Source organism: Microbacterium enclense (assembly GCA_038182865.1).
Classification (GTDB): domain Bacteria; phylum Actinomycetota; class Actinomycetes; order Actinomycetales; family Microbacteriaceae; genus Microbacterium; species Microbacterium enclense_B.
Genome location: CP116226.1, coordinates 3,129,160 through 3,142,036, shown reverse-complemented (window position 1 = coordinate 3,142,036; position 12,877 = coordinate 3,129,160). Strand labels below are relative to the sequence as shown.

At 69.6% G+C, this 12,877-nt stretch carries 15 protein-coding genes; 8 read left to right on the top strand and 7 right to left on the bottom strand.

What is annotated here, in order from left to right:
• The first annotated feature begins 57 nt into the window (after positions 1–57).
• From PIR02_14770 to PIR02_14760, 3 genes are read left to right on the top strand one after another with little or no spacing between them, the layout of a single operon-like run.
• Positions 58–411 (top strand): hypothetical protein, encoded by a 354-nt coding sequence (locus PIR02_14770; GenBank protein WZH36018.1) that lies wholly within the window; start codon positions 58–60, stop codon positions 409–411.
• Positions 408–2,126: a hypothetical protein gene (locus PIR02_14765; GenBank protein ID WZH36017.1), complete on the top strand. Its 1,719-nt coding sequence runs from the start codon at positions 408–410 to the stop codon at positions 2,124–2,126. Before PIR02_14770 ends, PIR02_14765 begins: the two co-directional genes overlap by 4 nt.
• Positions 2,126–2,608, top strand: coding sequence for a hypothetical protein (locus tag PIR02_14760; protein ID WZH36016.1), 483 nt, complete (start codon positions 2,126–2,128; stop codon positions 2,606–2,608). The genes PIR02_14765 and PIR02_14760 overlap by 1 nt, the downstream gene beginning before the upstream one ends.
• Before the next feature lie 4 nt (positions 2,609–2,612).
• Here the strand turns inward: PIR02_14760 and PIR02_14755 are convergent, their stop codons facing one another.
• Entirely contained in the window at positions 2,613–3,284 is a 672-nt protein-coding gene (locus PIR02_14755; protein ID WZH36015.1) for a dienelactone hydrolase family protein, read from the bottom strand.
• Positions 3,281–4,081 (bottom strand): hypothetical protein, encoded by an 801-nt coding sequence (locus PIR02_14750; GenBank protein WZH36014.1) that lies wholly within the window; start codon positions 4,079–4,081, stop codon positions 3,281–3,283. Before PIR02_14750 ends, PIR02_14755 begins: the two co-directional genes overlap by 4 nt.
• A gap of 72 nt (positions 4,082–4,153) precedes the next feature.
• Here PIR02_14750 and PIR02_14745 point away from each other — a divergent pair, with 72 nt between their 5' ends.
• The 3 genes from PIR02_14745 to PIR02_14735 are packed head-to-tail and all read left to right on the top strand — an operon-like array spanning position 4,154 to position 7,151.
• The gene (locus tag PIR02_14745) at positions 4,154–5,473 is read left to right on the top strand and encodes a CBS domain-containing protein (protein WZH36013.1); all 1,320 of its coding nucleotides are present in this window, start codon (positions 4,154–4,156) and stop codon (positions 5,471–5,473) included.
• Entirely contained in the window at positions 5,473–6,000 is a 528-nt protein-coding gene (locus PIR02_14740; protein ID WZH36012.1) for a DUF1003 domain-containing protein, read from the top strand. The genes PIR02_14745 and PIR02_14740 overlap by 1 nt, the downstream gene beginning before the upstream one ends.
• Entirely contained in the window at positions 5,997–7,151 is a 1,155-nt protein-coding gene (locus tag PIR02_14735) for an Mrp/NBP35 family ATP-binding protein (GenBank protein WZH36011.1), read from the top strand. Before PIR02_14740 ends, PIR02_14735 begins: the two co-directional genes overlap by 4 nt.
• A 36-nt stretch (positions 7,152–7,187) precedes the next feature.
• Here PIR02_14735 and PIR02_14730 read toward each other — a convergent pair whose 3' ends face one another.
• Complete coding sequence (locus tag PIR02_14730) at positions 7,188–7,559, bottom strand: Sec-independent protein translocase TatB (GenBank protein WZH36010.1); 372 nt, start codon at positions 7,557–7,559, stop codon at positions 7,188–7,190.
• Positions 7,560–7,630: 71 nt separating this feature from the next.
• Here PIR02_14730 and PIR02_14725 point away from each other — a divergent pair, with 71 nt between their 5' ends.
• Positions 7,631–8,269, top strand: a complete 639-nt coding sequence (locus tag PIR02_14725) for a class I SAM-dependent methyltransferase (protein ID WZH36009.1) — start codon at positions 7,631–7,633, stop codon at positions 8,267–8,269.
• Between the two features lie 98 nt (positions 8,270–8,367).
• On the opposite strand, the gene PIR02_14720 is transcribed toward PIR02_14725, so the two are convergent.
• From PIR02_14720 to dapE, 3 genes are all read right to left on the bottom strand, one after another.
• Entirely contained in the window at positions 8,368–8,541 is a 174-nt protein-coding gene (locus tag PIR02_14720) for a DUF3117 domain-containing protein (protein WZH36008.1), read from the bottom strand.
• Positions 8,542–8,634: 93 nt separating this feature from the next.
• Complete coding sequence (locus PIR02_14715) at positions 8,635–9,873, bottom strand: hypothetical protein (protein ID WZH36007.1); 1,239 nt, start codon at positions 9,871–9,873, stop codon at positions 8,635–8,637.
• Complete coding sequence (gene dapE / locus PIR02_14710) at positions 9,855–10,931, bottom strand: succinyl-diaminopimelate desuccinylase (GenBank protein WZH36006.1); 1,077 nt, start codon at positions 10,929–10,931, stop codon at positions 9,855–9,857. The genes PIR02_14715 and dapE overlap by 19 nt, the downstream gene beginning before the upstream one ends.
• Before the next feature lie 43 nt (positions 10,932–10,974).
• Here dapE and dapD point away from each other — a divergent pair, with 43 nt between their 5' ends.
• Positions 10,975–11,886: a 2,3,4,5-tetrahydropyridine-2,6-dicarboxylate N-succinyltransferase gene (gene dapD, locus PIR02_14705; GenBank protein WZH36005.1), complete on the top strand. Its 912-nt coding sequence runs from the start codon at positions 10,975–10,977 to the stop codon at positions 11,884–11,886.
• 88 nt (positions 11,887–11,974) lie between these two features.
• Here dapD and PIR02_14700 read toward each other — a convergent pair whose 3' ends face one another.
• On the bottom strand, positions 11,975–12,751 hold the full coding sequence (locus PIR02_14700; protein WZH36004.1) for a N(G),N(G)-dimethylarginine dimethylaminohydrolase: 777 nt from the start codon (positions 12,749–12,751) through the stop codon (positions 11,975–11,977).
• Between the last annotated feature and the right edge of the window lie 126 nt (positions 12,752–12,877).

The following is a 12,877-nucleotide window of genomic DNA, read 5'->3' as shown; positions in this document are numbered from 1 at the left end:
CCCTTCACCATCCACAGGAAGAAATCCGCGGGACGCGAAACTGCCTAGCATCCCGGCATGTCCTACGCGCTGCAGCCCGACGAGATCATCGGAATCACCGACCGCGTGCGGCGTGCGCTCGATGAGACGCTCGACCGGTCCGACAGGCTTCGCGATGCCGTCGACACGCTGAGCACGGCGTTGGCGCAGGCGGCGCCGGCGCGCGCCGCGTTCGACGGCGTCGCGGATGCCCACGTCGCACTGTCGCGAGGGATGGTGTCTCACGGGCGAGCCGCGGTGGCGGCGCTTCGCGCGGTGGTGATGGCGTATGTCACCGCCGACGAAGAGATGGCGGACACCACCGCGGCATCCGATGCCGGCTCGTCGGCACCGCTCTTCGATCCCTCGAGGTTCGGGGCACGGCTCTCATGAGTGTCGACCTCACCTCGGTCCCTGTCGCGCCCGCCGATCCCACCGAACTTCGTCGATGCGCTCAGGCCGTCCGCCAGGCAGGCGCGCCCCTGCGGCTGAACGCCGAGGAGATTCTGTTCGCCTGGGGCCTGCTCCCCGCGGTCTACCGCGCGCCGGAGGCGAGCGACCTTCAGGGGGCGATGGTCCTGATCGGACCCGCAGCGGTCGAGGTCACCACAGGGCTCGCACTCGCCTGCGACGCCGTCGAGAACCTCGCAGACGAGCTGGACGCCGTCAATCGTGAACGAGATGCCCTCGTCCTGCGTCTGGAACGGCGGTCCCTTCCCGGCCTGCGCGAGCCGCCGGTCTCCGACGATCCGTTCGCTCGCCGGCTGGCCGATGAGGCGCGAGCCGACGCAGAGGCCGAGTTCCGACGCCAGTGCACCGCACTCGTGGGCCGGTGGGAGGCGGCCGTCGACGCGTGCGCGGCAGCGCTGCGTGCGATCCCCGACGTTCCCTGGTCGCTGTCGAGCAGCCTCCGCGTCGATGAGCAGGCCCTGGAGAGCGAGTCGACCTCGATCACGGATGCGGCTGCCCTCCCTCTCCTCGACCGGCTGACAGCCCAGGGTGGCGCGGGTGCCGCCGCGCTCATCGCTGCCCACCCCGAATGGGTCGCCGTCCTCCGCCGCGCTCACCCCGAGGCCGTTGCACGGTGGTGGAATTCGCTCCCACCGACGACCGCCCAGGCCCTTTCCATGTCGATCCCCGCGGTCATCGGAAACCTGGATGGCGTGGACATCGCGGCACGCGTCGCGGCGAACCGTTCACGCGCGGCAGAGCGGCTGGAGGAGTTGCGCGGGGAACGACTCGAGGCGATGGCGGTCGCTGACCGGGTTGGGCCGTCGCTCCGCACTCCGCTCGCGGAAGCGAACCGTCGCGTGCGAGAGCTGGACCTGGAGATCGCCTATTTCCAAGCCGTGCAGGCCGGCCGTAAACAGCTCTACGCCTGGGATCCCGCCCACGGCTCGCTGATCGAGATGTCGGGCGACCCCTCTCACGCGAGATCGGCGCTCTTCGTGCTGCCAGGCACGAACACGCGGGCCGAGTCATTCTTCGGCGACGATCCGATCACGGGGTTCGCCGACTGGCAGGTACGCAATGGAGACTCGAGTGTTGTCGCATTCACCGCTTTGGCAGGTCCCATGCCGCAACTGGACGAGCTTCCCATGGGCGGCCCTCAACTCAACACTTACGCGACCACCCTCGCGCCGACATACGCGTCTGTCGTCCAGGGAGTAAAAGCGACACGACCCGACCTGTGGACCATGAGCTACGAACATTCCTACGCGGGTGCCGTTGGGAGCGCCGCCGAGGCATCTGGCGGGACGGTGAATGCAAGATTCCTGGCAGCTGCGGTCGGCGCTGTGGGGCCATACACACCTGCGCCGGGCACGGTCTACTACGCCGCGCAGGCTGTAGACGACATCAACCGGTACTACGCCGGACTACGCGCGGGAGATCTGGGATTCGACGTCCGGCCGGAGTCCTTCCCCGGTGTTCACATCGTCGATCCACACCTGCCCGGACCAGACCTGTGGAAGCTCGTCGTGGGCCCGGGGCCAGGGATCGTCCTCGACAGCGTCCAGCATCACAACGCGTTGATGAGCGACGACGAGAGCGTGAACGGGAGTGTCCTGCAGAGCGTACGAAAACTTCTTAAAGACGGAGGAAACTGATGAAGCGTGTAGTCGGTGCCGTTCTGGCGGCGGGTGTGGCCCTCGGCACCGGAGGTTGTTCGGCCGCTTCGCCGTCATATGACACGGTTCGTGACGAAGCCGTCGAGGCACTGAACCAGATCGTCGCGGTCGTGCCCGAGCCCAAGGAGGTCTTCCGTGGCACCGAGCAGGATCCCTCTTCCTGTGCAGACACCCTCCTGATTTCCCGCCACGAGGGTGCCTTCTCGACCGCGCACTGGTTCGTGTTCGTCCCCGGTACGTTCGACATCGAGACGTTCGTCGCCTCGCTGTCCGCGCGCCTGGGCGACGAATGGAAGCAGCGCGAATCCGGTATCGACGTGTCCTTTGCGAACGTCGACCTGGTCCAACAAGAGCTCCGCGTCAGCGTCAGCGTCGAGGAAGGGACAAGCGACGGCCGTCGGGCTCTCGAGATGATCGCCATCTCCCGCTGCGGAACCCTCGCCGAGTCCCCCGCGCCGTAGGTGACTAAAGCGCCCGGACGAAATCCGCCACAACGGGTGCCAGCCCCGCGCCGATCTCGTCCGGCGGTCTGCGTGCGCCCTTCACCTCGAACGAGTGGTTGGCGCCGGCGATCCAGCGCACGCGAGCGTCCGGGCACGACGCCACGGCATCGATGAGGTGCTCGTGCGGGTCGACGAAAGGATCGTTCTCGCCCTCGACGAACAATTGGGGCGGCGACACCCGCGGGAGGTGCTCCACCCGCGGTTTGTCGGGACGGCCCGGCGGGTGCAGGGGGTATCCCAGGTAGACGAGAGCGGCAGGAGCGACGAGCCCATCCGCTGCCGCGAGGGATGCCATCCGTCCGCCATACGACTTCCCGGCGGCAACGAACGCTCCCGGTGCCGACGTCTCGGCGCACCAGTCCTGCACAGCGGCCCACGTGCTCGTCGCCGCGGCGACGGGTCCTGGCATCCGGCGCCCTGCCTCCACATACGGGAAGACGAACCGCAGGACGGCGAATCCCTCGCCCGCGAGGGCGATCGCGAGGCCCTCGAGGAAGGGATGGGTCATGCCCGCTCCCGCTCCGTGGGCCAGGGCGACGGTGGCAGACGCGCCTTCGGACGCGTGCCACAGCCCCGAAACGGTCGAGACTCCGCCCTGCGGTCCGACCGGGATGCGGACGGGTTCGGCGGTCACCGCTCGTCGCGCGGTGCGTCGGGCGCATCGGCCCGCGGCTCGGCCGCCGAAGGTTCGGCACCCGAAGGTTGGGAGCCCCCTTGCCCGGCACCGGCGCGTTCGGTCGGCGCCTGCCCGTCGCCGGCGCCGTCCCGCTGAGCCTGCGGGGTGGGGGGCACGATCCGCTCGCCATACCGCGGGGGCTCATCGTGGGCCGGTGCCGACGCGGGCGCCGCGGGACGCGATGCGGACGAAGGGGCCGGTGAGCCGGGAGCGATCCGCTCTCCGTACTGGGGCGGGGCATCGTCGACCGTCGCGGGCGGACGAGCCACGACGGTACGCGCTGTGCCGGTGGATCCGAGGATGCCGCGTGCCTTGTGAAGGCTCGCCGCGGCGACGCACACGTCGTAGTGATCGGCAGTCACCTGCATGACGGAGGCGAAGTCGCGTCGGCGGCGGATGATCGAATAGGTTCCGAGACTCAACAGCATGCCGAGGGCCATGCCCACCAGAAGGACACCGAGGAAAGTCGGGATCTGCACCGTGGGCTGGCCGAGCACGAAGATGAAGGCGAAGAGCAGGCCGATCATCAACCCGTTCAGCGCACCGGAGCGCGCCGCGGTCGCGTAACCCAGCCGGCCCGTGATGCGCTCGATGGAACGGAGCCCCGAGCCGACGATCGCGATGTCACGCGCGGGCACCTCTCCCGCGATGAGGGAGGAGACGGCCTTCTGAGCCTGCTCGTACGCCGGGAACGACGCGACCTTCTCGCCGACCTCGTCGCGCCCCGCACCAGGTTGCCCCGTGAACATGCTCATTTCACCATCTTGTCACGCGCACCCGGGGCGTTACCGAGGCGTTCCCGATGAGGTGCGGACTACGCTGGACCAGTGAGCACGCAAAGGGTTTTCGTCGCCCGCTTGGCGGGCTGCACGGTGTTCGACCCGGCGGGCGACCGCTTGGGCAAGGTGCGCGACGTCGTGGTGATCTACCGCGCGTCAGCCGCACCACGCGTCGTGGGGCTCGTCGTCGAGATTCCCGGACGACGACATGTGTTCGTGTCCATCGGACGCGTCACCTCCATCCAGGCGGGGCAGGTCATCACGACCGGCCTCATCAACGTGCGTCGCTTCCAGCAACGCGGCGGTGAGGTGCGCGTCATGGCCGAGATGCTCGGTCGGCGGGTGAGCCTCGTCGACGGCTCGGGTTCCGCGGTCATCGAAGACGTCGCCATCGAACGCAACCGACTCGGCGAGTGGGACGTGGGGCAATTGTTCCTGCGTCGACCCCGCACGAGCGCCTCCCCTTTCGCCAAGGGAGCGACGACCTTCGCCGCGTGGAGCGAGGTGCGTGAGAACCAGACGCCGGGCGAAGCACAGTCCGCCGAGCAGCTCGTCGCGACCTACTCCGAGCTCAAGCCCGCCGACCTCGCCAACACGCTTCTCGATCTGCCCGAAGAGCGCCTCATCGAGGTCGCGGAGGAGCTCAGCGACGACCGTCTTGCCGACGCGCTCGAGGAGATGCCCGAAGACGAGCAGGTGCACATCCTCGAGCAGCTGGGCGACGAGCGTGCCGCCGACATCCTGGATGCCATGGAGCCCGACGACGCAGCCGACCTCCTCGGTCAGCTGCCGGAATCGCGCTCCGAGCAGCTGCTCGAACTCATGGAGCCCGAGGAAGCCGACGACGTGCGCGCCCTGCTGCAGTACGGACCCGACACGGCCGGCGGTCTCATGACGCCGGAGCCCATCGTGCTGTCGGCGGATGCGACGGTCGCCGAAGCCCTGGCTCTCATCCGCCGACACGAACTGCATCCCGCGCTGGCGGCATCCGTGTTCGTGACCCTTCCGCCGTATGAGACGCCGACGGGCCGTCTTCTGGGCACCGTGCATTTCCAGCGGATGCTGCGGTATCCCCCGCACGAGCGTCTCGGCGCGATCATCGACGACACCCTCGAGCCGGTGCCCGCCGACGCGACGGCCGCGGAGGTGGCGCGCCTGCTCGCGAGCTACAACCTCGTGTCGCTTCCGGTCATCGACCAGGCGCACCGCCTCGTCGGCTGCGTGAGCGTCGACGACGTGCTCGACTACCTGCTGCCCGACGACTGGCGTACACACGACAGCGATGATCCGACGCCCAAAGTCACGCGCAGACCCACCGTGACCCAGAGCATTCCCGTCCAGACCCCACCGACCCCGAGGAGGCGCTGATGGCTCGCACCAACCGCCTACCCGCTCTCGACGCGCCGCGCGGCCGCGGCCGGGTCCTCGCGCCGCGCTCCCCGCAGCCCTCGCGAGACCGGTTCGGCCGCTTCACCGAGTGGGTCGCCCGGGCGATGGGGACACCGACGTTCCTCCTGTCACTCACCCTCTTCTGCGTGGTGTGGATGGGGTGGAACTCGCTCGCCCCCGACGAGTTGCGCTTCGACTCCGCCGCCATCGGCTTCACGGCCCTCACGCTCGTCCTGTCGCTGCAGGCGTCCTACGCTGCGCCCCTCATCCTGCTCGCGCAGAACCGTCAAGACGACCGCGACCGCGTGCAGATCGAGCAGGACCGCCAACGCGCAGAGCGCAACCTCGCCGACACCGAATACCTCGCCCGCGAGATCGTGGCCCTTCGCATGGCAGTGCGCGATCTGACCGACGAGGTCATCACGAAAGACACGTTGCGTGCGGAGCTGAAGGCCGCTCTGGACCGTCTCGACGAGCACGACGAGAACACGCGGGCGACGTCGTGACGTCGGAGCTCGTCGAAAGAGTCCGCGCCGCGGTCGCCGCGGTCACCGATCCGGAGCTGCGTCGCCCCCTCGGCGAGCTCGACATGGTGCGCCGGATCGACGTTGACGGCGCCACGGCCGAGGTGGGCATCGCCCTGACGATCGTGGGGTGCCCCGCCGCCGACCGGATCGAACGCGACGTCCGGGATGCCGCGGCCTCGGTCGCCGGGATCGAGGCGGTCGACGTACGGGTCGGGGTGATGTCGCCCGACGAACGCAAGGCTCTGACCGAGAAGCTGCGCGGCGGTCGGGCGAAGCGCGAGATGCCGTTCGGTCCTGACTCGCTCACTCGCGTCATCGCGGTCACCAGCGGCAAGGGCGGCGTCGGCAAGTCGACGCTCACCGCGAACCTCGCGGTCGCCCTCGCCGCGCGCGGGCTCCGCGTCGGACTCGTCGACGCCGACGTGCACGGCTTCTCGATCCCCGGGCTCCTGGGGCTCATCGACGCCGACGGTCTTCCCCCGGCGCCCACGCGCATCGACGAGCTGATCCTTCCGCCGGTCGCTTACGGCGTGAAGGTCATCTCCATCGGCATGTTCCTCCGTCGGCCGGGAGAGGATGCCGCGGGCGCGGTGGCGTGGCGGGGCCCGATGCTGCATCGCACTGTGCAGCAGTTCCTCACCGACGTCTTCTTCGGCGACCTCGACGTGTTGCTCCTGGACATGCCTCCCGGCACGGGAGACGTGGCGATCTCGGTGGGCCAGCTCCTCCCCCACGCTGACGTGCTCGTCGTGACAACCCCGCAAGCTGCAGCCGCCGATGTCGCCGTGCGATCCGGGACCGTCGCCCGTCAGACAGGGCAACGGGTGATCGGCGTCGTCGAGAACATGGCCGCCATGACGCTCCCCGACGGCACGTCGCTCGACCTCTTCGGTGCGGGGGGCGGCGCGACGGTGGCCCGTGCCCTGTCGACGGCAGACGAGGACGTGCCCCTGCTGGCATCCGTTCCCCTGAGCTCCGCGCTGCGCGGCGGCGGTGACGAGGGACGACCGGTCGTCATCACCTCTCCGGACGACCCGGCTTCGCGCGCCATCGACGAGGTGGCAGCGTCGCTGACCGTGCGTTCGCGGGGACTGGCCGGACGCCCCCTGCGCGTGACGCCGACCGGGTAGGCGCGGCAGCATCGCGCGGCATCAGCCCGGTGAGCCTCAGGTGGATTCGTCGTCGAACGGCGGCACATCGCCGGGGACGAAGGGGGTCTTGTCGACCGTCGCGCGCGCCGCGATGGCGGCGGCCCCGGCGGCACGCATCGTCGCGGTCGGCGTGTCATCGAGCAGAGCCTCGCGCACGATCCGGCGAGGATCGTACTGACGGGGGTCGAGCTTGCGCCAATCGACGTCGTCGAACTCCGGGCCCATCTCGTCGCGCATGCGCGACTTCGCGCCCTGCAAGGTGTCTCTCGCGCGGCGTGTCAGCTTCGCCAGCGTCTCGGCGTATTTGGGGAGACGCTCCGGGCCGATGAGGAGGGCGGCGACCAGACCGATCAGCATGAGCTTCTCGAAGGTCAGGCCGAAGAACATGAGTTCAGATTACCCGCCGCGCCTCGGCCTCTGGTACCACAACCACCCCTAGCCTGAGCAGGGAGGTTCAGGTGAGCGGTTACGAAGCGAACGAGCGGTTCGTGCAGGAGTCGACGGTGGAGCCGGAGCACATTGCTCGGGCTCGCGCCCACGCGCTCGAGCTCGGCGCTGCCCCCATCAGTCCCGCCGTCGGCGCGCAGACCGCGCTGTTGGCCGCGGCGACGCGTGCGCTGAACGTCGTCGAGGTCGGAACGGGGGGCGGCGTCTCCGGACTCTGGCTGCTGCATGGATCACCGCGGGCCACCCTGACCACGATCGACAGTGAGCCGGAACACCTCGGGGCCGCCCGCGCCGCGTTCGCGGAGGCACGGATCCCCGCCGCGCGCGCACGGTTCATCACGGGACGCGCGTCCGACGTGCTTCCGCGCATGAACGAGGCGTCGTACGACATCGTCTTCATCGACGCCGACCCCGACGGCGTGATCGAGTACGTCGAGCACGGTCTGCGTCTCGTTCGCGCGGGCGGGACGGTGCTGATTCCCCGCGTTCTCGCCGCCGGAGCTGTCGCGGACCCCGTTCGGCGTGACGCGGTCACGACGGCCTATCGTTCGCTCATCCAAGAGGTGCAAGCGTCGCCGGCGGTGTTCGGCGCCCTCTCGACGACGGGCGAGGGACTGCTGCAGCTGACAACCGTCGCCGCGACGGACTGACCGGGCGACACCGGTCTTTCGCCCGTCACACCGCGTCATTCACCTCACATGACAGAAGGCCGGCCCCGCGGGGACCGGCCTTCTGTCATGGAGATGGATCAGGATGCGCTGACGACACCACCGAGCACGTCGTGAAGCTCTTTCGCCTCGGCGTCGTTCACCGAGACGACGAGTCGCCCGCCGCCCTCGAGCGGCACGCGCACGATGATCAGCCGGCCCTCCTTCACGGCCTCCATCGGTCCGTCGCCGGTTCTCGGCTTCATGGCTGCCATCGCGGCCCCCTTTTCGTCGTTGGTCTCCTGACAGTTTACCGGTAGCTCGCGCGGCGCGTCGTGCCGCGCAACGCGAAGCTCCCCGGCATCCGGTCAGGGAATTCGCCAATAGGTGTTGCCGAGCGCGTACATGTTGAAGATCCACCACCACTGTCCGAGCAGGGCGAGCCCCAGGACGCCGACGCGCCACGCCGTCGACCGAGGTACCGCCGCGGCCCCCCACAGGGGCGAGACCGGCAGAAGCAGGCGGAAGATGCTCGACTGCGGGAAGAACACGAGCAGCAGGTAGATCAGGTAGCTCGCCGACCAGAGCCGCACCTCGACACCGAGTCGTCGGACGGGGCCGAGGAAGAGCAACGCGGCAGTCACCGCACCTCCGAGGACGACGAGGGCGACATACCCGAGCCACGGCCCGAGTCCCCACTGCGTGAACCAGAACGCCGCCGCCTGCACCCATCCCTCGACGGGGACGAACTGGCCGCTGGAGTCGGCGATCCAGTTGCGTCGCCACGCGAGCTCGGTTGCGAGGTAGGCACCCGCGTCACCGGTGGCGATTCCCGCGATCACCTGCCAGGCGAATCCCACGACCGCGCTGAGCAGGCCGAGCGCGACGATGTGAACGATCTCGCGGAGGGGCAGCGGGTCGGTCCGGCGACGGAGGAAACGATGGATGCCGTACAGGGCGAGGAACAGGGCGAAAGCCAGGATGCCCGGGCGCGTGAAACCCATCACGGGGATCAACGCGTACAGCCACACCCACCGTCGCTTCTGGACGCACCACAGCGCGAGGAAGAGCAGGAGCAGGAACAGGGACTCGGCATAACCCACCTGGAACAGCGCCGCCAGAGGACCCGCCGCGAAGAACACGACCGCCCAAGTGGCCGCTCCATCTCCGAGCCGTTCGCGAAGCAGCGCGTGCAGGACGAGGCTCGCGCCGTAGCCGGCCAGGAGCGAGATGGTCACCGCGCCGGCGCCCCACGAGCCCAGCACTCCTCCGAGGCCCGCCGAGAGGTACGGGTACAGCGGCAGGAACGCCCACGCGTTCTCGGTCACCGCACCGGCCGCGTTCACGGGCAACGCGGACGGGTACCCCGACACGGCGGCAAGCCAGTACCACTGCGCGTCCCACCCCAGAGCGAGCTCGCCGAGCGAGGGCGCAGCGCCGAAACGCGACCCGGGCCCCGACAGGCCGGCCGCAAGGAGGAAGAAAGCGGTCGTGACCAGACGCGCGGCGATGTAGATGAGCGCGATACGCCACGCGAGGGGCAGACGCGCCCACCCGCGGGTGTTCCGGGATGCCTCGACCTCAGCGGTCACGACCCGCTCAGCCACGCGCGGAGTCCCCGCTCGACCGCGTCGATCTGCGCGACGGGGACGCGCTCCTCGTCGTGGTGAGCGAGGTGCGGGTCACCCGGCCCGTAGTTGACCGCGGGGATGCCGAGGGCCGAGAAGCGCGCCACATCGGTCCAGCCGTACTTGGGTCGCGGGGTCGCGCCTACGGCCTCCACGAACTCTTGCGCCAGCGGCGCATCCAGCCCCGGCCGGGCGCCCTCGGCGACATCGACGAACTCCACGTCGAATCCGGTGAACACGTCGCGGACGACCCGCTCGGCACCGGCCGCATCGCGGCTGGGCGCGAAACGGTAGTTGACCTCGACCTCGCAGGCGTCGGGGATGACGTTGCCTGCGACACCGCCGGAGATCTTCACCGCGTTCAGCCCTTCGCGGTAGAGCAATCCCTCGACCTCGATCTCGCGGGCACGGTACTCGGCGAGACGGGCCAGAATCGGTGCCGCCTTGTGGATCGCGTTCTCGCCGATCCAGGAGCGTGCGCTGTGGGCACGTACACCGTCGGTCCGCACGATCGCGCGCAGGGTGCCGTTGCACCCGCCCTCGACTTCGCCGTTACTCGGTTCGCCGAGGATCGCGAAGTCACCGACGAAGAGGTCGGGACGATTGCGCGAGAGGCGGCCGAGGCCGTTCAACGATGAGTCGACCTCTTCGTGGTCGTACCACATCCAGGTGATGTCGACGGAGGGTTCGGTGAGCTCGACCGCGAGCTTGAGCTGAACGGCGACCCCCGCCTTCATATCGACGGTTCCGCGTCCCCACAGGAAGGGCTCGCCGTCGATCTCGCGATCCTGAACGGGCAGGTTGCGGTTGATGGGGACGGTGTCGATGTGCCCCGCGATCACCACGCGCCGGTCGCGTCCGAGGTTCGTGCGCGCCACGATCGTGTCGCCGTCGCGGAAGATCTCGAGATGTTCGTAGGACGCGAGCGCGTCCACGATGGCATCGGCCAGGGGCGTTTCGTCGCCGGAGACGCTCGGGATGTCGCAGATGGCACGGGTGAGGTCGAGAGAGGAGGACGTGAGATCGAGCGCCGGCATGCCCCGATCCTACCGAGCGCCGTCCCGCCGGTAGCCTGGAGCCGTGAGCAACGAACGACGTATCAGCGGTGCCGGACTCTCGACGATCGCCGAGGGAGGGACGGTGCTCGACGCGTGGTTCCCGAACCCCGTCCTGGGCGATCAGGCCGAGGGCCCCGCCGATCTCGACGCCCAGGCAGGTCGCGACGAGCGCCGCAACGTGCGCGTCGAAACGATCTCGCTCACGATCGACGCCGACGCCGCCCCGGCCTCGACCGCCGACGCCTACCTCCGCTTGCACGCGCTGTCGCACCTGCTCGTGCGGCCGAACGAGATCAACCTCGACGGCATCTTCGGACACCTTCCGAACGTCGCGTGGACGAACGCCGGACCCATCCACCCCGATGACGCGGCGCGCCTGCGTGCCACGCTGCAGCGTCACGGCATCCAGATCCAGGGTCTCGACAAGTTCCCGCGCCTCACCGACTACGTTCTGCCCGCGGGCGTCCGCATCGCTGACGCCTCGCGCGTGCGCCTCGGCGCGCACCTCTCCCCCGGCACGACCGTGATGCACGAGGGCTTCGTCAACTTCAACGCCGGAACTCTCGGCTCCTCGATGATCGAGGGGCGCGTCTCTCAGGGCGTCGTGATCGGCGACGGCACCGACATCGGTGGCGGCGCCTCGATCATGGGCACCCTCTCGGGCGGCGGAACCCACCGCGTTTCGATCGGAGCGCGCACACTCCTGGGCGCGAACGCCGGCATCGGGATCTCTCTCGGCGACGACTGCGTCGTCGAGGCCGGCCTCTACGTCACCGCGGGCACGAAGGTGCGCGTCGGCGACGAGACGGTGAAAGCCGGTGAGCTGTCGGGGCGAGATGGCATCCTGTTCCGGCGCAACTCGCTGACCGGTGCGGTCGAGGCTTCGGCGCGCGCCGGCGTCGGCGTGACGTTGAACGAGGCGCTGCACGCCTGAGGGGTGTCGCGCCCGCGCGGCATCCCCGCACTCGACCCGGTTCTCCGGGGCCTCCCGCGCAAGGAGCGCGTTCCGATGGGAGCTGCGGCTACGCCGGTGCCCCTGCGTCACGCACCCGCACCGACAGACACGTCACGCAGCCCTCGAGCTTCTCGAACTCGCTGACGTCGACGGTGATCACCGCGAGGCCGCGGGCGCGATGCGCGTCGGCGGTCTCGGGCGCGTCCGACGACATGAGCACCGTGCTCTCGTCGAGCACGACCACCGCTGTCCCGTGCTCTTCCGGGACACCGGCGAACACGGGGAACAGCGTGGGATCGTCGACGAGCGGCTCGAACCCGACGACGGTGGCATCCGGCAGCGCCGTCACGCCGGACTTCAGGTGAAGCACCTTGGTCACGGGGATCTCGCGCACCTCCCACCCGCGCGGCTCGACGAGAGCACGCAGCTGAGCGATCCCGGCGGTGTTCGTGCGAGCCGATGCCCCGACGTAGACGGTGCGCCCGACCTTCAGCACGTCGCCGCCGTCGAGCGTGCCGGGCTCGACGACCTCCTTCAGCTCGATACCGGATGTCACGACCCGCTCGCGCACGCTCGCAGCCTCGCCGCGCCGCGAGGCGGCTCCCGCACGACACAGGACCGCGAGGTCGCCGAACATCACCACGGCGTCCTCGACGAACACTCCGTCGGGTTGCTCGTCGGCCGGCGCGACTTCGACGATCTCCCACCCGCGCTGCCGGAAGACCTCGACGTACCCGCGCCACTGGGCGAGGGCGAGATCGGGGTCGACGGGGACGCGGTCGAGGTGGGTCAGCTCGCCGTCGGCGAGCAGCGGAGAGGGGCGGCGGACGAGCAGGCGCGGCATGCCCCGACCCTACCGGGGTGCGCCTGGCACGAACGGAGCATCCCTCCTGCGACTGCCCACCGGGGCCCACCCGCACCCGCGATCGCCCGCTGCCGAGGACGCGGGCGGCCTCGGAACGGCGAAACG

Excerpts from the sequence above, each read along its gene's own strand:
- PIR02_14770 (WZH36018.1), top strand. The coding sequence starts at position 58 with ATGTCCTACGCGCTGCAGCCCGACGAGATCATCGGAATCACCGACCGC.
- PIR02_14765 (WZH36017.1), top strand. The coding sequence starts at position 408 with ATGAGTGTCGACCTCACCTCGGTCCCTGTCGCGCCCGCCGATCCCACC.
- PIR02_14760 (WZH36016.1), top strand. The coding sequence starts at position 2,126 with ATGAAGCGTGTAGTCGGTGCCGTTCTGGCGGCGGGTGTGGCCCTCGGC.
- PIR02_14750 (WZH36014.1), bottom strand. The coding sequence starts at position 4,081 with ATGAGCATGTTCACGGGGCAACCTGGTGCGGGGCGCGACGAGGTCGGC.
- PIR02_14740 (WZH36012.1), top strand. The coding sequence starts at position 5,473 with ATGGCTCGCACCAACCGCCTACCCGCTCTCGACGCGCCGCGCGGCCGC.
- PIR02_14730 (WZH36010.1), bottom strand. The coding sequence starts at position 7,559 with ATGTTCTTCGGCCTGACCTTCGAGAAGCTCATGCTGATCGGTCTGGTC.
- PIR02_14720 (WZH36008.1), bottom strand. The coding sequence starts at position 8,541 with ATGGCAGCCATGAAGCCGAGAACCGGCGACGGACCGATGGAGGCCGTG.
- dapE (WZH36006.1), bottom strand. The coding sequence starts at position 10,931 with ATGCCGGCGCTCGATCTCACGTCCTCCTCTCTCGACCTCACCCGTGCC.
- PIR02_14700 (WZH36004.1), bottom strand. The coding sequence starts at position 12,751 with ATGCCGCGCCTGCTCGTCCGCCGCCCCTCTCCGCTGCTCGCCGACGGC.